The organism is Candidatus Xianfuyuplasma coldseepsis, assembly GCF_014023125.1.
GTDB lineage: Bacteria > Bacillota_I > Bacilli_A > Izemoplasmatales > Izemoplasmataceae > Xianfuyuplasma > Xianfuyuplasma coldseepsis.
On record NZ_CP048914.1, the window covers coordinates 1,134,000 to 1,152,401 of the forward strand.

Sequence of the window (18,402 nt, forward strand, 5' to 3'; positions counted from 1 at the left end):
ATTTGGACATGGTCCAAAGGAGGAAAAAAATGAAAGTAAGACCAAGTGTGAAAAAAATGTGTGATAAATGCAAAATCATCAAACGCAACGGAAAAGTGATGGTTATCTGCGAAAATCCACGTCACAAACAAAGACAAGGTTAATTAGGAGGAGACATATATGGCTCGTATATCTGGTGTCGATATTCCTCGTGACAAACGCGTTGTGATTTCATTAACATACGTATTTGGAATTGGAAAATCGACTGCACAAGAAATCTTAGCAGCAGCGGACGTATCAGAAGATACGCGCGTCAAAGATCTTACAGAAGATGAACTTGGACGCATCCGCAGTGAAGTTGCAAAAGTAAAAACCGAAGGTGATCTTCGTCGTGAAGTCATGATGAATATCAAACGCCTTCAAGAAATTGGAAGCTATCGAGGAATGCGTCATCGTCGAGGATTACCCGTACGCGGACAAAATACAAGAAATAACGCTCGTACTCGTAAAGGTCCTCGTAGAACCGTAGCGAACAAGAAAAAATAAAGGAGGAAGTTAAACATGGCAAAAAGAGTACCTAGAAAACGTCGTGTGAAAAAGAATATTCCTTCCGGAGTAGCTCACATTCATTCGACTTTCAATAACACAATTATTACCATCACCGACCCTAATGGAAACGCCATTGCCTGGAGCAGTGCCGGAGCATTAGGATACAAAGGTAGCCGTAAATCAACACCATTTGCTGCCCAATTAGCAAGTGAAGCTTGCGCCAAAGCAGCGATGGATCACGGTGTCCAAAAAGTAGAAGTATCCGTCAAAGGTCCAGGACCTGGACGAGAAGCAGCAATCCGCTCATTACAAACTGCCGGATTAGAAATTACTGCGATCAAAGACGTAACACCGATTCCGCATAACGGTTGTCGTCCACCAAAACGACCACACAAATAAACGATAAGGGAGGTTGTTCATTTGAAAGATTTGAAATTCGAAAAACCAAATACTCAAATTGAAGTATTAAATGAAACCAATACATACGGGAAATTTATCGTCAGCCCACTCGAGCGAGGATATGGAATCACGTTAGGAAACTCCTTACGCCGTATCTTACTCAGCAGTTTACCAGGCTGTGCCATCGTCAATTGCGAAATTGATGGTGTCCAACATGAATTCTCCAGTATGGATGGTGTTGTAGAAGACGTAACCGGTATCGTTTTAAACTTAAAAGAAGTGGTCTTAACCATTGATAGTGACGATCCCAATGTTGAAAAACGTTTAGAAATCTATGTCGAAGGACCTCAAGTAGTTACAGCAAAAGACATTATCAGTGATAACGACGTCAACATCATCAACGAAGACCAACACATCTGTACGGTAAATTCGGGAACATTCCGAATGATCATGACCGCACGCAAAGGTGTTGGATACGTGAATGCGGATGATAACAAAGAATTCATTACCAATCGTTCCAATATCGGAATCATTCCGATCGACAGTATTTACACCCCTGTAAATCGCGTTAACTACGACGTCGGCCCTGCATCCTCTGGAAACAGTGGCCAAGACAAGTTAACCCTAGAAATTTGGACCAACGGTAGTGTCAACCCGCAAGAAGCCATTGCCATCGCATCAAAAATGATGATTGAACACTTAAAAGTAATGGTGGAACTAAGCGAAAAAGTCAAAGAAGAAGAATTCATGATCGAACGAGAGGACGAACAAAACTCTCAAATCTTAGAAATGCAAATAGAAGACCTAGATCTTTCCGTACGTTCCTACAACTGTTTGAAACGTGCTGGAATTAATACCGTCGAAGAACTCACTCAAAAAACAGAAGAAGACATGATGAAAGTTCGTAACCTCGGTAAAAAATCACTCAAAGAAGTGAAACAAAAACTAGATGAACTTGGTCTTGGACTTGCAAGACACTAATAGGAGGTAATTTTTTATGGCAGGATACCGTAAATTAAACCGTCGTAGTGACCAACGTAAAGCAATGCTTCGGGACTTAGTAACCCAACTAATCATCCACGAAAAAATTCAAACAACGGAAATGAAAGCCAAAGAGCTTCAAAAACTCGTTGAACGCATGGTTACTTTAGGTAAAAAAGGTACACTCGCAGCCCGCCGTCAAGCAGCGCAAACAGTTCGCTTCTTAGACGCTGGCAACGATCAAAACGCAGTTCAAAAATTATTCAGTGATATCGCCCCTCGTTTTGAAACACGTAACGGTGGATACACACGAATCTTAAAACTCGGACCACGCCGTGGGGATGCAACCCCAATGGCTATCATTGAGTTTGTTGAATAACACATAAAACAGGTTGGAAAACCTGTTTTTTATTGGTATACTACTAGTAACTGGAAGGTGATATGTATGAAAGATCGTTGGTTATTAATGTCGGAAAAAGGACGCGGCATTGTGATTACTGTAGGTACATTCGTACTTGTTATTACCTTCTCGGTCTGGTTTGCCTCAGACATCTATCCTATTCCGGCAGAAGCACTTTGGTTTTTGTCCTATGTCCCCATCGTTCTCAATACACTACCGATTTGGACATTTACGCTACTTATCATCGGTGGGATCTTGTATTTTCGTTTTAACAATCAATACGGCCTCGGCTTAATGATTGGGATCTTGTATGCTCTAGTAGGGGGAATCGCACTTCTGATCGCTATTGAATTTATTCTATTCATTTTGGGATTTATCCTATTCTTTATCTTCAGTTAAAGGAGACTTGATATGTCAAATAAAACTAAGGGAATCATTATTCCCCCACTCGTTACCATTCTTATCATTGTTCTTGGAATTGTGGTTGGTGTGATTGTCGCATCCACATCCACGGATGGCTGGGCTGCCCTCGGTGCTATACTTATGGTATTCTGGTTCTTGGGATTAACAATCATTGTGATTTACGTTGTAGGGTTTGTTCTCTACTACAAGAAGAAATCCGATTGGGGACTGGGACTCCTTATCGGAATGACGGGAACCCTAGGATTCTTTGGGATTGCTGGTATTTTAATCAGCTTATACAATGCCATAATCAATCTTCCCAAGTAATACGATCAAACACTCTTCGGAGTGTTTTTTTCATCGATGTATTGATGCTATAAGCGGCAATACATATAAAAAAATTATAACTTTACTTGTGCCATTGCAGGCATCTTGTATAATAGATGCAGGAGCTGATAATATGGACAAAACAATTCAAGAAAAAATCCAATCCTGTAGTGGCAATGATGGTTGTGCACCGGATTTGAATGATGGAAAAGCCATCGTTGATAAAGTACGTCAAGTAGGCGTCGGAAATGGGTATCTAGAAACACCACATCAAGTGGACTGTAGTTGCGGAGAAACATTCACGATGGTTCAATTTGAGACATCCTGTCCTTCCTGCGACATGACCTATGGTGTTACACCATGTAGTTCGCATGATCCATCCAGTATCAAAGCAGCAGGAATCAAGTATTAGTAACACTCGCTCAGAGTGTTATTTTTTTTTAGATTCTTTGTATCAAGAGTAGTATAATGAGAGTAAGTACGATGTTTTAATCCCGACAAGGAGGATGGATTATGAGCGTTATAGAACTAAAGAATGTGACCAAAACCTTTGGTGATGTTGTCGCCATGGATGAGGTTAGTTTTACTGTAGAAGAAGGGACTGTATATGGATTTATCGGACCCAATGGAGCCGGTAAAACAACCACTATACGTGTCATTCTAGGGGTCTTAAAAGCGGATCAAGGTGACACTACTGTATTTGGGAAACACGCCTGGGAAGATGCGGTAACGATTCACAAGAACATCGCTTATGTTCCAGGAGAAGTAAACTTGTGGCCCAACTTAACCGGTGGTGAAGTCATTGATTTCTTTGCCAAGTTAAAAGGTGGGATTTCCGAAGAAAAACGAGATGAACTCTATCATAAGTTTGATCTGGATCCGACCAAGAAATGCCGGACGTATTCGAAAGGAAATCGTCAAAAAGTAGCGTTAGTTGCAGCCCTTGCGAGTGATGCGGATGTCTTTATTTTGGATGAACCGACAAGTGGACTCGACCCATTGATGGAACGTGTCTTTCAAGAATACGTTACGGAACTCAAAAAACAGAAGAAAACCATTTTCTTATCGAGTCATATTCTCAGTGAAGTCGAAAAACTATGTGACGTGATTTCGATTATCCGTGAAGGTCAGATCGTCCAAACAGGTACATTGGATGAAATGCGGCATTTAACACGGAATTTTATTACTGCAGAAACCAGTAAACCAATCACGGACTTGGCAAAACAAGATGGTGTTTATAATGTTCAAACGGAGGGTTCGACAACCTCATTTGAACTGGATTCATCCAAATTTGGCGATGTCTTGAAGTACATAAGTAGCTATGATGTCATCAAACTCGATAGTCGTCCACCAACGTTAGAAGACTTATTTATGCGTCACTACGAGAAGTAGGTGAGGACGATGAGAAAACAATATTTTGCGAATGTGTGGGATCTAACGTTGTTTATTCTCAAACGGGATAAATGGCGGATATCAATCTGGATCTTATCCTTGGTATTTTTTGATACGATAGTCGCGGTCCAAATCACCAACATGTATCCAACCCAAGTCGAACGGGACTCCTTTAAAATCATTATGGAAAACCCAGCGATGGTCGCAATGTTTGGAGAAGGATACGGGATCGATAACTATACGCAAGGAGCCTTTTGGGCCCATATGATGTATTTATGGGTCGGATTATTTGTCGCGATTATGGCGATTATGTTGGTGGCCAAACATCTTCGTAATGAGGAAGAAGAAGGGCGATATGAATTAATCCGTTCCTTCCCAGTTGGTCGTGATGCCTACCTCTTATCAACGATGATTGTCATGTTAATGACGTTTCTTGTCCTCGGTGTATTGATGGGTGGTTTCCTATCGCTATTAGGACTTGAAGACATTGGTTTCATTGGATCGATGAACTATGGACTAGGACTCGGGTTGATTGGGTTCTTCTTTGCTGCCGTCAGTGCCGTCATTGCACAACTCTATCAAAGTAACCGTTCAGTGATGAGCACCAGTTTCATGACGTTGTTTGTTCTCTACATCATCTTTTCGATTGGTGCCGCTTCGAGTGAAGCATTGATGTGGCTATCTCCATTTAAATGGTTGGTTCATTCGCAACCGTTTGTCAATAACTTAGTATGGCCGTTACTGGTACTATTTGTCACTTCATTGGGCTTAATTTATCTTGCGCTCTATCTCAGTAGTATTCGCGATATGGATGCTGGATTCTTCCAATCAAAACGAGGAAAACAAACCATCGCATCCTACGCCAATGGACCATTTGGATTTTATCTTCGTCTTGGGAAAACACAATTGATTATTTGGGCCTTAGGAATGTTCGTTTTAGGGGCCAGTTATGGATCGATATTTGGGGACTTAGAAGCCTATCTTGCCAACAATCAGTTCTTTGAAGATATTCTCCCTGAAATACCAGGGGTTCCACTAGCGGTTCAATTTATGGGCTTTATCATGGTTGTTCTCGGGATGGTTTCGATCATACCGGCAATCATGGGTATGAATAAACTCGCCCAGGAAGAACGGAAGAACCGTTCCGACATCCTGATGTCCCATGCGGTATCGAGATGGAGCATTGTCAGTAGTCATTTTCTCCTAGCGACAATCACCGGAGTTGTGATGCTCTTTATGAGTGCTGTTGGAATGTACATTGCATCCAGCCCAATGATGGATGATCCAATTGCCTTTTCGACCTTCTTAGGTGCGATTATGGTCTATGTTCCAACGATGGTACTGATGCTCGGGTTCTCCTTGCTAATCATTGGATTCACAGCCAATAAAACCTGGATTATTTGGATTTTTATGGGGTATAGTTTCTTTGTCTCTTATCTAGGACAATTATTGGATTTAGCGGATTTCTTAGAGAAACTTACCCCCTTTGGATACATCCCCAAACTACCAGTTGATGATATGAACTGGGGAACCCAGGGTATTATCTTGATTCTCGGTTTACTAATCGCCTATATTGGATATAACCGATATACTACACGTGATATCAATGGTTAAAAAGCCTGACTATTCAGGCTTTTTTTTGATATGACAATTTTATTTTTTTTGTTTATTGTGCAATACACAGTTATCAATTAAGATAGAGGTAATAGGAAAGAGGGTGGCTGTATGTTTAAGCACAATTACATTAAAGATAAGAACTTTTTACTCTATTTCTTCGGCGTATTGGTATCCGGCGCTGGAAGCCGTATATATGGTTTTGGAATCTCATTATACTTACTCGATCTAACCGGGCTTGCAACATCGATGTCCACCTATATTTCAATCTGGACGTTCATCGTCTTTATCGTCTCACCAGTAGCCGCAACATTTACCGATCGGTGGCAGAATAAAGTTCGGGTATTATACCTCACCGATTATGGACGAGGTATTGTCTATACATTGATTGGAATCGGGGTCTATTATTTTGATCAACAAGGTAACACCGACATGGTTCTTGTGACGATTTATTCATTGTTGGCGTTGATTGCCGTGCAAACCGCATTCTTCTCCCCCGCATCCTCAGCGTTATTACCCCAAGTCGTGCATGCCGATGAGTTGGTGTCTGCAAGTTCGTTATTTCAAATGACACGAAGTATCCAAAATATCATTGGTCTTGCTTTTGGAGCTGTCCTATATGTTCAGTTTGGAATAGTCATTTTAATCTTCATCAATGCGATTAGTTTTATCCTATCCGCATTCTCAGAGATGTTTATTCGGTATGATGTTGCCAAGAATCAAGATCGTTTGGATGCGACCGCTTATCAAGAAATTGAAGTCAATGGCAACAAAACCAAACACTATGCGAAACAGGTCTTTACCGATTTAAAAGAAGCGACGATTTATATCTTCAAAGAAGCGAAGCCGATTGCAGCAATTGTTTATATCATCGTGATTAGTTTAGCGTTAGTCGAACCATGGTTTAGTATTGGTGTTCCATACTTAATTAAAGAGTATCTTGGGTTCGTTCAGTACACCGCCGATTATATCTTAGCAACGATTAAATTAGCTGAAGCCATCGGCTTAATCTCCATGAGCTTAATCGTCGCCGTCATCGCCTCGAAGTTTACGATTCACCAGCTGCTCAAATTTGGTGGGGCAGCGTACGTTGTGATATCGACCCTATACATAATCCTTATCCGTATCTATGATGTCGCCATCATTGAAGAGCAATTGTTCATAATCCTATTTATTTCTCTGAATTTTATTGCCGGGTTGGTAAGTGCGAGTTTCAATGCCCCACTGAATGCAGCAATTAGTCGTTACATCGATCCCAATAAACTAGGAAAAGTCGTGACGTTAATGGATTCCTTTGGCGGAATCTTATTCCCCTTTGCCGCACTCATTGCTGGACCAATCATCGATCATTTCTCCGTGTACTATGTGGGAGTCGCGATGGTGGTTGGAATTATCATCATGTCAATTATCATTTTCAACAACAAATACATAAGAGAATTACAATAAAGAAAACAAGACAATCAATGGGTTGTCTTGTTTTTTTACGATTCCAACTGTTATAGCGTGCTTTTTACAATTGTTTTTGATATAATCGTACTGTTAATGGAGTTGATTGTATGAACATCATTGAGATCAAAGATTTATCGTTTTCTTATGTGACTGATAAACCGGTTCTAACCGATATTAATGTATCGATTAAACAAGGCGAATGGATTACCATTTTAGGTCATAATGGAAGCGGTAAATCCACCCTAAGTAAACTCATTATTGGATTATTAAAAGCGAAAACAGGAACCGTCACCGTCGATGGATTAGAATTGACAGAAGAAACGGTGTATCAGATTCGCGAAAAAATCGGTATTGTCTTTCAAAACCCCGACAATCAGTTTGTTGGTGTCACGGTTGAAGATGATATCGCTTTTGGGATGGAAAACCTCTGTTTTGAACGGGACGAAATGAAACGTCGGATTGATGAGTATGCGACTAAAGTACACATGGAAGAATACTTAAAAAAAGAACCACATAACCTATCCGGTGGCCAAAAACAACGGGTTGCCATAGCGGGTATTTTAGCCATGAATACCGACATCATCATTTTTGATGAAGCAACGAGTATGCTCGATCCTAAAGGTCGCGATCAAATCATTGAATACATCAAAGATATCAATCAAGCTGGAGTTACCGTTATATCGATTACCCATGATATGAAAGAAGCGATCTATGCGGATCGTATTGTTGTCATGAAAGAAGGACGGATCTTAAAGGTTGGACCAACCGAAGAGATTCTAAATGATAAAGAAACCTTGAACGCATCGAACTTGGAGTTGTTACTGCCCTTAAAACTTCTCTATAAACTCGATGAGCTAGATATTGATCATCCCAAGTTAAAGGATTACTTATGGCAATTAAGTTTGAACAAGTAGGTTATCATTACCGTGGGGCAGACGGTAGTATCTTTGAAGCGATTAAAGAGATCAACTTAGAGATTGATGAAACCGGTGAATTTATCACCTTAATTGGTGAAACCGGTAGTGGAAAAAGCACCCTGGTCCAACACATGAATGCGTTGATTCGACCCAGTGTCGGTGAAGTGACGGTGTACGGGGTAAAAATTTACAAAGATGTGAAAAAGAAAGATAAAAATGTGAAGTTAAATCCACTCCGTCAAAAGGTCGGATTGGTGTTCCAGTTCCCCGAGTATCAATTATTTGAGGAAACGGTACAGCGCGATATCATCTTCGGACCAAAGAACTTTGGGGTCTCCGAGGAAGAATCGATCAAACGAGCGCACAAAGTCATAAAAGATGTGGGACTTGATCCCTCGTACTTATCACGGAGTCCGTTTAACTTATCGGGGGGCGAAAAGAAACGCGTTAGTATCGCTGGTATTTTGGCGATGGAACCGGATATTTTAGTCTTAGATGAACCAACCAGTGGTCTCGATCCCAAAGGTCGGGACGACTTACTAGAACTGTTCCAAACGATTCACAAAGAGTTGAACAAAACCGTATTGATTATCACTCATGATATGAATACGGTGTATAAGTACGCATCTCGCGTGCTGGTGATGAATCAAGGACACTTGGTGTATGATGGGGACCCTGTCACCTTATTTAGCCAAGGGGATTTGGAAGCATGGAATCTTGATAAACCCGATTTACTCGAGCTGTGTCAACAATTAGAAACCCTACTGGATATCACAATAGATCCCCTTCCGAAGTCCGTGGACGACCTCGCCTTGATGATCAAGGGGGTGCCCCATGAATAATATTATTATCGGGCAATACGTGCCCGGAAGTAGTTTTCTCTATAAAATGGATCCCCGCAGTAAAATCATCGCCCTGTTCTTATTGATGATTTCAACGTTTATTCTGACCGATGTACTTCATATATTAATTATGCTTGCGTTAATCTTGGTGTTATTATGGTTTGGTGGTATTCCGATTGGACGAATTGTTCGTGGATTGCGACCGATTATGATCCTCTTAACCTTTACGTTTGTATTTCAAATCCTGTTTGTGAAAACCGGTACCCTGCTAACCAGTATTCAACTTACCTTCTCGTTATTCAATATTCTGATTATGGCAGGACTGATTGTTCTGTATGCAATCACCAAGAAGTATATTCGATATCGTGTGTTATACTTCATTGCTTTCTTTGCGTTGATAATTGCCTTCTTAGCGAATTTTAGTTTGGGACAGGTATTCTCCACTCCAATCATCAATGTCTATACAGATGGTATAAAAGGTGCCTTTTTCATTATGATTCGCTTGGTAATCATTGTCACCTTATCCACAATTCTAACGTTAACGACAAAACCAACCGATTTAACCCTCGGTCTAGAACAATTATTAAAACCCCTAAGCATCATAAAAATCAGTGCTGAAGAGATTGCCTTAATCATCTCTATCGCTTTACGATACATCCCGACATTACTTGACGAGGCCAATAAAATCATGTTGGCGCAAGCCAGTCGTGGCGTTGATTTTAGCGAAGGTAAATTAAAAGATAAAATCATGCAGATCATCAGTCTCTTAGTGCCGATGTTCATCATTAGCTTCAAACGTTCCGATGAACTAGCGAATGCGATGGAAGCTCGGAATTTTGTTCCCGGTAAGAAACGGACAAGACTCCATGTCTTACGATGGTCCTTCATGGACAGTGTTGTCATCGCCACCTCCTCGGCATTCATCATCGCATCTATCTTGATTGTGACGGTTTTCTCATGATTGAACGATTTCTAAACGCCTGGGAGACATCGCATCAAGACATCTTAGAATCCCTATTTTCAGACCATTTATTTGGGGCCCGGTTTGCTTCAGAAGACGTGTTTTATGATAAGGCATCGTGCATTGAATATATGATGAAACACCCGATAAAACGAACGATACTAACAACGCAATCATCCGGTACAACAGTGTTGTATGAAATGCAAGAAGATAATAAGGTGATTGTTGGTAAAATGGTCATCGATCATAACCACATCGTCAAACTCTATGAAACCGTCAAACAAAACACCATTCGCATCAAAGCGGTTTGTAGTTACGACGGTAGTGACTTCCTTGGCTATCAACGTCAAGCCACAGGACAAACGATTCAAGGTACGATTGAAATGGCTCTATATCAAGGATTAAACCTACAAGAACCACCGACGATTCACGCCAGTGGCCGAACCGATAAAGCAGTCCATGCGAAGCATCAGGTATTTCACACCGATATCAATACAAACATACCGGTATCGAAAATGGCTCGATTAATCAATAGCTATCTTCCCGATAGTATCCACATACACCAACTAGAAGAAGTACCTCAAACGTTCCACAGTCGTTTTGATGTCCTTCAGAAAACCTATCAATATCGTATCAATACAAAAACCTACAATCCGATTCAACGGAACTACGAGTGGTTTGTAAACAACCTCGATCCAGTGCGATTGCAATCCATTTTAAATGAAATCAAGGGAACTCATGATTTCCAAAGTTTCACGACATCGACGGATCAATCAACTATACGAACGATATCCGACGTAGTGGTTGAACCAAACGATTCTCATATAGTGATTACGATTACTGGGGATGGATTCTTACGTTATATGGTGCGGTATATTGTGTATGCTGCAGTATCGATAACGCAAAACAAACTACCCTATACCATGACCGAATTAGTAAACCGAAAAGATCCGAATCTGTTAAAAGAAATGGCTCCAGCATCGGGACTCTATCTCGACCATATTATGTATTAGGAGGTTGCTATGACATATCAAGAACTCCTGTTTGATGAAGATCAAATATTACATCTATACAATGCGAATCACTGGACGGCATATACAAAGGATAAAGATACCTTATTCAAGGGAATCATTCAGTCCCTTGATACGCTTGCCTGTTACGACAATGATCAACTCGTTGGATTGATCCGAACCGTTGGTGACGGTCACACAATGGTGTATATCCTCGATATTTTGGTTCATCCCGATTATCACCGTCAAGGTATCGGACGAACGTTAATCAATAAAATACTAACAAAATATACCCATGTTCGTCAGATTCATCTGGCAACCGATAATACACCCGAGCAACAAGCATTTTACGAAGCCGTTGGATTTCAGCAATATGGCGATGCAGGGCTTGTTGGTTATAAACGGAAATAAACAAAGATGTTCCACCGTTGGAACATCTTTTTTTATGATTTATGACATTTTTGTAAATATTGTTACTTTGAAAAACGAACTACTAGGAGTATCCTATAAGTGAAGAGAGAAGGTGAATTCCATGAAACGTTGGATTATAACGATTTCTTTCGTACTTGTATTAATCATCCATTCCATCGAACCCGTCGTTCATGCAGCGACTGTTTTAGGTATTGGTCGCTCGTATGGATTCGCCCCAGCTACTCCCCACGGTGGCGGACAACCAATCGTATCATTTGGCTCTCACAGTTATCCGATTGTTGAATTTATGATGATGATTGTGATGTTTTGTTGTATTACTTTTGCTACCGTTGCAAGTAGTTTTCACATCCATCGGTATTATTTATTGAAAAATATTAAACGGATGAATCTACAACCCTATCTTCGTGTCACTAAGATTGGTTCAGCAATTTTAGTTGCTTCGTTATTCTTAGCCTTTCTAATTATATATTCACTTTGGTATGTTGTGATTGTCGGATTGATTACTCAAGCAATTGGGTTAGCGTACTACATATGGAAGAACAATCAACAAGGACATCCCATTGATAATCATGATATCCACCGGGCGTTCATAGTGAGTGCATCAACGATATCCTTAGTATTAATGCTGTTCTTAAAATAGAAAAAAATCACTATTCAACTAGTGATTTTTAATTAGTGTGGAAAGAGATAGTCGTGCAACTCATGTTCAAATTTCATGTTTCGATGTACGTTAATGAAGTCGCGTCCGTAGTTGCAGTAGTGTTCTTCAAATTCGATTGTTTGTTCATCTTGGTGAACATCAACTACATAGAATAAATGAAATTCGTCGCGGTCGGTATACATCACTTCAACACGCATCGTGTGGTCGTCTTCGTATTCAATCTTCAAACGTTCTAGTTCTCCTTCGAAACAATCTTTTGTAATTGCGGCTAATGCACTGTATTTTTTCATAAAAAAAGCCCCCTATATCTTGGCAACAGTAAGGCGGGTTTGGAGAATCCAAGCGGGTCTTAACATGTGTCATATCTAGTATTAATTATATGCCGATTCTATTTTTTTTCAAGGTTCGATTTAATCTTTTTTCATATTTATTCAATATGTGATACAATACAAACATCAAAAGGTTGAAGGTGATAACATGATTGTGAAGCACATCCAAGAAAAAATTAAAACCGAAGCGTTTGATGCGCTCTTACTCACAGGACTTGAAAATCCAGCAGCAAAGAAAAATCTTCAGTATGTAACCAATTATACGGGTTCGTACGGGTTTGCGATTATTGGTGAAGACTACAAGTACTTCATCAGTGATTTTCGCTATCGTGATCAAGTAGCAGAGGAAGTACCCGATTTTACGTTTGTCGAGATTACCGGGGCATTTTTAGATGCTTTAAAAGAGGTTATTCAAAAAGAAAGTATCACGTCACTCGGATTTGATAAGCGCATTCGATATAGCGAATATGAACTGTATCAGACATTGGGGGTAACCCTTCATCCATTAAACAATTTTATGGAATCCTTCCGCGTATCGAAAACACCGGAGGAAGTTGCGAAGATTAAAAAGGCTTGTGAGATTACTGATCAAGCACTTGCGGACATTCTTCAGGAATTAAAAGTTGGCATGATTGAAAAAGACGTCGAGATCAAATTGAAAAACCGGATGATTGAACTCGGTGCGGAAGTTACCTGGGATCGATTTATTGTTGCCAGTGGTGCCCGTGGAGCAATGCCACATGGTATGGCGAGTGATAAACGCATTGAAAAAGGCGATCTCGTTACCTTTGATATCGGCTGTGCCTACGAAGGGTATTATTCCGATCTAACCAGAACGGTAGCAATGGGTAAACCATCGTCGAAAATGAAAGAATTATACGAGATTGTCAAAGAAGCACAACGCCGTGGCGTTGCGGCTGCCAAAGCCGGGATGACGGGAAAAGAACTCGATGCTGTCTGTCGTGATTATATCACCGAACGTGGGTATGGCGAGTACTTTAAACACGGTACGGGCCATGGTCTAGGAATGGATGTTCATGAGGCACCTCGTGTATCATATGCGTATGATAAACCACTTGAAGTTGGAGCATGTGTCACGATTGAACCAGGAATCTACATCAGTGGACTTGGTGGCGTTCGGATTGAAGATGATGTCATCTTAACCGAAGATGGATGTATCGTTCTAAACGAGTTCCCGAAAGAACTTTTAATCATCGAATAAGTAATAGGACGAGAAATCGTCCTATTTTTGGAAGAAGGTGAACAATGGATACATGGCTCTATGTAAGTTTAATTGCCCTCACGGCAGGGTTTGTCAAAGGCGTTAGTGGGTTTGGGAGTAGTTTGGTATCCATTCCCCTTTTGGCCCTCGTGTTTGGTGTAGATTATATCAAAGAGATTGTTGTTGTAATGGTGACATTTAACTTAATATTAAACAGCATGTTACTGGTGGCTCACAAAGGATTTCGTATAGATAGTCTTCGTAACGTGTGGTTGATTCCCCTGTTTGGGATCCTCTTTACCATTGTTGGCATTGAAATCTTTATTGCAGTTTCCGATACCACCATCAAGACGATAGCAGGAATTATGATTTTAGTTTCGATGGGGATTAAAATTCTTCAGTATTCTCCCTATTCGATTACATTGCCAGAAACCAATCTATTCAAGATTATTGTTGGATCTCTAAGTGGAATTGGGAATGGGATTGCCTCGATTGATGGACCGCCTGTAGTCTTTTACTTAAGTAGTATACATGCGGAAAAAGTATATTTTAAAAATGTCCTCGCAGCTCATTTTCTTGTGATGGGCATCGCCGCTGTGTTCTATCATATTAGCATTGGGTCGTATACAATGGACATTGTAAGTATTTTACTTGTGATGATTGTCGGAACAGCAATTGGTGCTTTTGTCGGAATCAAGATTAGTAAAAACTGGCAGCAACACATCTTTGATTATGTGGTGATTGTAATTTTGTTTGCTCTAGGAATGTATTTCTTACTATGGTAACAAAAAAAGACCTAAAATTTAGGTCTTTTGTTTTGAAGTTGTTATTGAACTTCTGTGACTAATTGTCCAAATGCAGCTTGTGCTAATTGGAAATAATCTGGGAAGTCGGAGTTGGTTGCTCCAGCAACAGTATCAGCAACTTGCCAGTAGGTGTCTTCAACACCATCTACAGTAGTATCTACTTGGGTAAAGGCTAACGTATCGAATGCTGCTCCATATTCTTCTAAGAATGCTTCTAATGCATCGATGTTCGCTTGCCAACCAAGACGACCTCCTCCAGCTTGCCAGTAATCTGGATTACCATCTTTAAATTGTCCTGAAGTAACTGCCATTGGTGACGCATCATCAAATGATGTCATTAATTTGAATCCACCGTTTTCTAATGCATCGTAGTATGCTTTCATATTGGCATCATTACGAATAATGTGCATTTCTAAATTTTTAACGTCCCAACGTCCTGTTAATACAGCACCTGTTTCATCAGCTTCAGAATATACGAGTAGACCAGCTTCGGTTTCGAGCGCTTTGTATAATGTATCATTGTACATGATATATAGTGCATAGCTACTGGTTCCAATTGTTAATGTATTGGTTTCATCCCACTCAGCATCATCCAAGGATACAGCTGCAAGAGTATGTGGTAAGAACGCTTCGTTGATTTCTACATCAAGAACGCCATCGGTAACGACGATGGTTACTTGGCCGACATATCCACCGTGTGTGAATCCATACGCTTCGACACTTTGGTCGACATATCCAACCATTTGTCCATTTAACTCATTTTGAAGCTCCGCTTTTTCGCCTTCTAAAGTATTTACTTCAATCTCTAAATCAGCGACTTGATCAGTTAATGCATCATAGTCTTCTTGACTAACACCAGAACAAGCGGATAACGTCAAGACGATTCCTAAAACTAAAACCCGTGTTACATTTTTCAACATTTCATTTCCTCCTAATATTATAAATAATGGTTCGCGATATTGTAACAAATATCAAATATAGTTTCAATACGATTAGTTTATTTTCTAAACAAACTAGTTTTATTATAAAACCATAAAAGTGGGGGATTTTGTCTTTGTAAGTAGAAGAATCAAGGATTAAGCTTAGTAGAATTTTCTAAATAACGAACATATCGTTAATGGCCAAACGAGGCCCTTATTTATAATTGAATACAAAAAAGAGTTTGCTTATCGTCTGATATAGCAAACTCTTTAATTAAAATTGTAAATAATATTACCGAGCTTTCTTAATCCGTTTAATCGCTTGGTTGGATGCGAGTTTCCCTGTTAAGATTGCAATCGGTAAACCTGCGGGAGAATAGGTCCATTGTCCCGATTGGAAAATATCTTTGAATGGTGTTTTAACCGATTGGGCAATTTTTATTAGTTCATCGACGGCAGGCATGTGGCTATTGGTGAAAGCCCATCCGGTGATGGCACCATCGATGTTGCCGGTACGGCTTTGTAGGGTGAGTGGCGTCGAACTAAAACGATCAATAATCTGATCTTGTAATCCAGGGAAAATCGTATTGGATAACACCTGAATAGTGATATCTTCCATCACGGTTTTAAATTCGTTGTACCATCCCATGTCTTGAATCTTTTTCGTGATGTCATAACTGAATAAGGTACTAACGATTAATCCCGATTTCCCCTCGGGTGCCATGTCGGGATCGCGTAATACCGGAATCGAGATTTCATAGGTTGTATTCTCGTAATGACGAATCACCCAGTCTTTGATCGTTTCTTTATCGTTGGATAATAAGACCTTTTCCTCTTCTTGGAAGATATCATATAAACCATCTAGTTTTGGCGTATAGAAGAAGTGGGCGGTACATTTGTCATCGTAATACTCGGGTGGTAAATCAACCGAGAAGTAGGTGGTTGCGACGCTATCGCCACCACGTAATCCTTGGAGAGATTGTTTTTTGTCGAGTACTTTTTGTTTTTGCTTGATACGGGGTAAATGAGAGATATCAACGACGTCGTAGAAGGTCGTTAAGTTGGCACTCCATATGAGTGATTTATAGGAGTACTGTTCCCCCGATTCGTCGGTGACAATTTTCTTCACGGGATCAATCGAGGTAATTTTGGTGTTGGTTTGAATCGTACCACCGGTTTCATTGATGTAGTCTTCGATGGTGTGGACAAGCGTTCCGGTTCCGCCTTTGGGGTAGCGGTAATCAAGATATAGACTGAAATAGCTAAGCGCAAAGAAGGCGGGAGTTTGCTTGAAGAAGTGTTGGGCAATCACATCATTTAACGCTTGATTATTGGTTAATGTCCGCAAATAGTCTTCGACGGGGATACTGAGCTTTTGAACTTTACGGAAGGTAAAGAGATAATCAAACATCCAGGGAATGACTTTGGTGACGAAATACTTACCATCCTTGATTGGATCAAGGAAAATGGGATTGTCGATACCGTATAGAATTCGCATGTAATCCATGATTTTATCGATTTGAGCAATGATCGTGTCAATGTCGTCTTTGTTGTTGGGGAATTTGGACTTTAAGACCTCACCATAGGCTAAAACGGCACTGCGATCTTGGACTTGAATCACGGTATCTTCAATACCGAGAGAGACGGTACTATCAAGAAATTCGACTTCGAGTCCTAGGGATTTCAACATCGGAAGTACAATCCCAGAATTTTCAATTGCTCGGATTCCACCATCAAAGGTGAACCCTTTATAGGTAAAGGTACTGACTAAACCACCGACTTTATCGGATTGTTCACAGAGGAGAGTATTGTAGCCTTGTTTGTTTAAAAAGGCGGTAGCGGTTAAGCCGCTGATTCCTCCGCCGACGACAATGGCATCATAGGATTTCATGGTGTCACCTCATTTGTTAGTTGTATACTTAGTTCATATATTTTCTTACCAAGATCGCGGTTACGCGCATGCTTGGCGGGAATTTCTTCATTGGTAAGGTTGAAAAAGCGACCAGATACCGTTTCTAATTCAGGAGCGGTACCGAGATAGTATAATGCGTTTCCAGATACTTTCGGATCTTTCAAGAAGGGTTGGGTGAATAGCGTATTAAAGATACGGTATAGTAGCCCGTTATTGGATCCGATTTTGGATTTGACGGCACCGGGATGCATCGCATTGATGGTGACGTTGGTTCCATGTAGTTGATCAGCTAGTTCCCATACTGTTAGTAATTGAGCAGTTTTGGATGCACCATACCCGCGGAGACCAGTGTACAACCGTTTGTGCCAATCGACGTCATGGATTCGTAGTCCATTGAAGCGATGACCTTCGGAGTTTACTTGAATGATGCGCCCGTGTTCTTGTTTGATCAGTTTGGGAATAAGTAATTGCGTGAATAAGAACGGTCCTAAATGATTAACAGCAAAGACCATCTCGCGTCCTTCTTTGGTATAGCGTTTCTTTGTTGAATGCATGCCAACACTATTGATGATAACATCAATGGTGTCATAGGTAGCTAGAATTTCATGTGCAGCATGACGGACACTATTCATATCACTAAAGTCGGCAATAATGATGTCAATTGTACCAGCTGTATCTTGTAATAATTCGGTTTTAATCGTTTCCGCTTTGTCTTGATTACGTACGACCATAACGATATGGGCGTGTCCTTCAAGATATCGTTTTGTGGCAGCAAGTCCAACACCGGAGGTGGCTCCGGAGATGATGACGGTTTTCCCATTCATATCGACGGTACTTTGTTTCTGAGGCATCCTTGAAACTGGGATGAAATTGAGTTCTTCAGGCCATTTCATATCCG

Annotated in this window: 23 protein-coding genes; 19 read left to right on the forward strand and 4 right to left on the reverse strand. The window is 40.5% G+C overall.

The window, feature by feature from the left end; genetic code table 11:
- The first annotated feature begins 29 nt into the window (after positions 1-29).
- The 17 genes from rpmJ to G4Z02_RS05455 all read left to right on the forward strand — a co-directional run bounded on the left by rpmJ (position 30) and on the right by G4Z02_RS05455 (position 12,294).
- The gene (gene rpmJ, locus G4Z02_RS05375; protein ID WP_258876981.1) at positions 30-143 is read left to right on the forward strand and encodes a 50S ribosomal protein L36; all 114 of its coding nucleotides are present in this window, start codon (positions 30-32) and stop codon (positions 141-143) included.
- Positions 144-159: 16 nt separating this feature from the next.
- The gene (gene rpsM / locus G4Z02_RS05380) at positions 160-525 is read left to right on the forward strand and encodes a 30S ribosomal protein S13 (protein ID WP_258876982.1); all 366 of its coding nucleotides are present in this window, start codon (positions 160-162) and stop codon (positions 523-525) included.
- Between the two features lie 15 nt (positions 526-540).
- Positions 541-927, forward strand: coding sequence for a 30S ribosomal protein S11 (rpsK, locus tag G4Z02_RS05385; RefSeq protein WP_258876983.1), 387 nt, complete (start codon positions 541-543; stop codon positions 925-927).
- Positions 928-957: 30 nt separating this feature from the next.
- Positions 958-1,908: a DNA-directed RNA polymerase subunit alpha gene (locus tag G4Z02_RS05390; protein ID WP_258878706.1), complete on the forward strand. Its 951-nt coding sequence runs from the start codon at positions 958-960 to the stop codon at positions 1,906-1,908.
- Between the two features lie 16 nt (positions 1,909-1,924).
- On the forward strand, positions 1,925-2,287 hold the full coding sequence (rplQ, locus tag G4Z02_RS05395) for a 50S ribosomal protein L17 (protein ID WP_258876984.1): 363 nt from the start codon (positions 1,925-1,927) through the stop codon (positions 2,285-2,287).
- Between the two features lie 66 nt (positions 2,288-2,353).
- On the forward strand, positions 2,354-2,707 hold the full coding sequence (locus G4Z02_RS05400) for a hypothetical protein (RefSeq protein WP_258876985.1): 354 nt from the start codon (positions 2,354-2,356) through the stop codon (positions 2,705-2,707).
- A 12-nt stretch (positions 2,708-2,719) separates the two neighbouring features.
- Positions 2,720-3,037, forward strand: a complete 318-nt coding sequence (locus G4Z02_RS05405; protein WP_258876986.1) for a hypothetical protein — start codon at positions 2,720-2,722, stop codon at positions 3,035-3,037.
- A 133-nt stretch (positions 3,038-3,170) separates the two neighbouring features.
- Positions 3,171-3,449, forward strand: coding sequence for a hypothetical protein (locus tag G4Z02_RS05410; protein ID WP_258876987.1), 279 nt, complete (start codon positions 3,171-3,173; stop codon positions 3,447-3,449).
- Between the two features lie 101 nt (positions 3,450-3,550).
- The gene (locus tag G4Z02_RS05415; RefSeq protein ID WP_258876988.1) at positions 3,551-4,429 is read left to right on the forward strand and encodes an ABC transporter ATP-binding protein; all 879 of its coding nucleotides are present in this window, start codon (positions 3,551-3,553) and stop codon (positions 4,427-4,429) included.
- Positions 4,430-4,438: 9 nt separating this feature from the next.
- Complete coding sequence (locus tag G4Z02_RS05420; protein ID WP_258876989.1) at positions 4,439-6,043, forward strand: ABC transporter permease; 1,605 nt, start codon at positions 4,439-4,441, stop codon at positions 6,041-6,043.
- Between the two features lie 111 nt (positions 6,044-6,154).
- Positions 6,155-7,489, forward strand: coding sequence for an MFS transporter (locus G4Z02_RS05425; protein WP_258876990.1), 1,335 nt, complete (start codon positions 6,155-6,157; stop codon positions 7,487-7,489).
- A gap of 110 nt (positions 7,490-7,599) precedes the next feature.
- A complete protein-coding gene (locus tag G4Z02_RS05430; RefSeq protein WP_258876991.1) occupies positions 7,600-8,406 on the forward strand; it encodes an energy-coupling factor transporter ATPase in 807 nt (268 codons plus the stop codon).
- The gene (locus G4Z02_RS05435) at positions 8,382-9,251 is read left to right on the forward strand and encodes an energy-coupling factor transporter ATPase (protein ID WP_258876992.1); all 870 of its coding nucleotides are present in this window, start codon (positions 8,382-8,384) and stop codon (positions 9,249-9,251) included. The genes G4Z02_RS05430 and G4Z02_RS05435 overlap by 25 nt, the downstream gene beginning before the upstream one ends.
- A complete protein-coding gene (locus tag G4Z02_RS05440; protein ID WP_258876993.1) occupies positions 9,244-10,212 on the forward strand; it encodes an energy-coupling factor transporter transmembrane component T family protein in 969 nt (322 codons plus the stop codon). The genes G4Z02_RS05435 and G4Z02_RS05440 overlap by 8 nt, the downstream gene beginning before the upstream one ends.
- Positions 10,209-11,225 carry a tRNA pseudouridine(38-40) synthase TruA gene (truA, locus tag G4Z02_RS05445; RefSeq protein ID WP_258876994.1) on the forward strand — a complete coding sequence of 339 codons (1,017 nt, stop codon included), beginning with the start codon at positions 10,209-10,211 and terminating at the stop codon, positions 11,223-11,225. Before G4Z02_RS05440 ends, truA begins: the two co-directional genes overlap by 4 nt.
- Before the next feature lie 9 nt (positions 11,226-11,234).
- Entirely contained in the window at positions 11,235-11,633 is a 399-nt protein-coding gene (locus G4Z02_RS05450) for a GNAT family N-acetyltransferase (RefSeq protein ID WP_258876995.1), read from the forward strand.
- A 121-nt stretch (positions 11,634-11,754) separates the two neighbouring features.
- Entirely contained in the window at positions 11,755-12,294 is a 540-nt protein-coding gene (locus tag G4Z02_RS05455) for a hypothetical protein (RefSeq protein WP_258876996.1), read from the forward strand.
- Between the two features lie 32 nt (positions 12,295-12,326).
- Here the strand turns inward: G4Z02_RS05455 and G4Z02_RS05460 are convergent, their stop codons facing one another.
- Positions 12,327-12,605, reverse strand: a complete 279-nt coding sequence (locus G4Z02_RS05460) for a hypothetical protein (RefSeq protein ID WP_258876997.1) — start codon at positions 12,603-12,605, stop codon at positions 12,327-12,329.
- Positions 12,606-12,792: 187 nt separating this feature from the next.
- On the opposite strand from G4Z02_RS05460, the gene G4Z02_RS05465 reads away from it, so the two are divergent.
- Together G4Z02_RS05465 and G4Z02_RS05470 are read left to right on the forward strand one after the other, a co-directional pair.
- The gene (locus G4Z02_RS05465; RefSeq protein ID WP_258876998.1) at positions 12,793-13,866 is read left to right on the forward strand and encodes a M24 family metallopeptidase; all 1,074 of its coding nucleotides are present in this window, start codon (positions 12,793-12,795) and stop codon (positions 13,864-13,866) included.
- Between the two features lie 44 nt (positions 13,867-13,910).
- Positions 13,911-14,651, forward strand: coding sequence for a sulfite exporter TauE/SafE family protein (locus G4Z02_RS05470; protein ID WP_258876999.1), 741 nt, complete (start codon positions 13,911-13,913; stop codon positions 14,649-14,651).
- A gap of 41 nt (positions 14,652-14,692) precedes the next feature.
- On the opposite strand, the gene G4Z02_RS05475 is transcribed toward G4Z02_RS05470, so the two are convergent.
- The 3 genes from G4Z02_RS05475 to G4Z02_RS05485 form a co-directional block, all read right to left on the reverse strand.
- The gene (locus G4Z02_RS05475; RefSeq protein WP_258877000.1) at positions 14,693-15,592 is read right to left on the reverse strand and encodes a hypothetical protein; all 900 of its coding nucleotides are present in this window, start codon (positions 15,590-15,592) and stop codon (positions 14,693-14,695) included.
- A gap of 292 nt (positions 15,593-15,884) precedes the next feature.
- Positions 15,885-17,483 (reverse strand): phytoene desaturase family protein, encoded by a 1,599-nt coding sequence (locus G4Z02_RS05480; RefSeq protein WP_258877001.1) that lies wholly within the window; start codon positions 17,481-17,483, stop codon positions 15,885-15,887.
- A complete protein-coding gene (locus tag G4Z02_RS05485) occupies positions 17,480-18,397 on the reverse strand; it encodes an SDR family NAD(P)-dependent oxidoreductase (protein ID WP_258877003.1) in 918 nt (305 codons plus the stop codon). Before G4Z02_RS05485 ends, G4Z02_RS05480 begins: the two co-directional genes overlap by 4 nt.
- Positions 18,398-18,402 lie beyond the last annotated feature (5 nt).

Excerpts from the sequence above, each read along its gene's own strand:
- rpmJ (WP_258876981.1), top strand. The coding sequence starts at position 30 with ATGAAAGTAAGACCAAGTGTGAAAAAAATGTGTGATAAATGCAAAATC.
- rpsM (WP_258876982.1), top strand. The coding sequence starts at position 160 with ATGGCTCGTATATCTGGTGTCGATATTCCTCGTGACAAACGCGTTGTG.
- rpsK (WP_258876983.1), top strand. The coding sequence starts at position 541 with ATGGCAAAAAGAGTACCTAGAAAACGTCGTGTGAAAAAGAATATTCCT.
- rplQ (WP_258876984.1), top strand. The coding sequence starts at position 1,925 with ATGGCAGGATACCGTAAATTAAACCGTCGTAGTGACCAACGTAAAGCA.
- G4Z02_RS05400 (WP_258876985.1), top strand. The coding sequence starts at position 2,354 with ATGAAAGATCGTTGGTTATTAATGTCGGAAAAAGGACGCGGCATTGTG.
- G4Z02_RS05405 (WP_258876986.1), top strand. The coding sequence starts at position 2,720 with ATGTCAAATAAAACTAAGGGAATCATTATTCCCCCACTCGTTACCATT.
- G4Z02_RS05410 (WP_258876987.1), top strand. The coding sequence starts at position 3,171 with ATGGACAAAACAATTCAAGAAAAAATCCAATCCTGTAGTGGCAATGAT.
- G4Z02_RS05415 (WP_258876988.1), top strand. The coding sequence starts at position 3,551 with ATGAGCGTTATAGAACTAAAGAATGTGACCAAAACCTTTGGTGATGTT.
- G4Z02_RS05420 (WP_258876989.1), top strand. The coding sequence starts at position 4,439 with ATGAGAAAACAATATTTTGCGAATGTGTGGGATCTAACGTTGTTTATT.
- G4Z02_RS05425 (WP_258876990.1), top strand. The coding sequence starts at position 6,155 with ATGTTTAAGCACAATTACATTAAAGATAAGAACTTTTTACTCTATTTC.
- G4Z02_RS05430 (WP_258876991.1), top strand. The coding sequence starts at position 7,600 with ATGAACATCATTGAGATCAAAGATTTATCGTTTTCTTATGTGACTGAT.
- G4Z02_RS05435 (WP_258876992.1), top strand. The coding sequence starts at position 8,382 with ATGGCAATTAAGTTTGAACAAGTAGGTTATCATTACCGTGGGGCAGAC.
- G4Z02_RS05440 (WP_258876993.1), top strand. The coding sequence starts at position 9,244 with ATGAATAATATTATTATCGGGCAATACGTGCCCGGAAGTAGTTTTCTC.
- truA (WP_258876994.1), top strand. The coding sequence starts at position 10,209 with ATGATTGAACGATTTCTAAACGCCTGGGAGACATCGCATCAAGACATC.
- G4Z02_RS05450 (WP_258876995.1), top strand. The coding sequence starts at position 11,235 with ATGACATATCAAGAACTCCTGTTTGATGAAGATCAAATATTACATCTA.
- G4Z02_RS05455 (WP_258876996.1), top strand. The coding sequence starts at position 11,755 with ATGAAACGTTGGATTATAACGATTTCTTTCGTACTTGTATTAATCATC.
- G4Z02_RS05460 (WP_258876997.1), bottom strand. The coding sequence starts at position 12,605 with ATGAAAAAATACAGTGCATTAGCCGCAATTACAAAAGATTGTTTCGAA.
- G4Z02_RS05465 (WP_258876998.1), top strand. The coding sequence starts at position 12,793 with ATGATTGTGAAGCACATCCAAGAAAAAATTAAAACCGAAGCGTTTGAT.
- G4Z02_RS05470 (WP_258876999.1), top strand. The coding sequence starts at position 13,911 with ATGGATACATGGCTCTATGTAAGTTTAATTGCCCTCACGGCAGGGTTT.
- G4Z02_RS05475 (WP_258877000.1), bottom strand. The coding sequence starts at position 15,592 with ATGTTGAAAAATGTAACACGGGTTTTAGTTTTAGGAATCGTCTTGACG.
- G4Z02_RS05480 (WP_258877001.1), bottom strand. The coding sequence starts at position 17,483 with ATGAAATCCTATGATGCCATTGTCGTCGGCGGAGGAATCAGCGGCTTA.
- G4Z02_RS05485 (WP_258877003.1), bottom strand. The coding sequence starts at position 18,397 with ATGAAATGGCCTGAAGAACTCAATTTCATCCCAGTTTCAAGGATGCCT.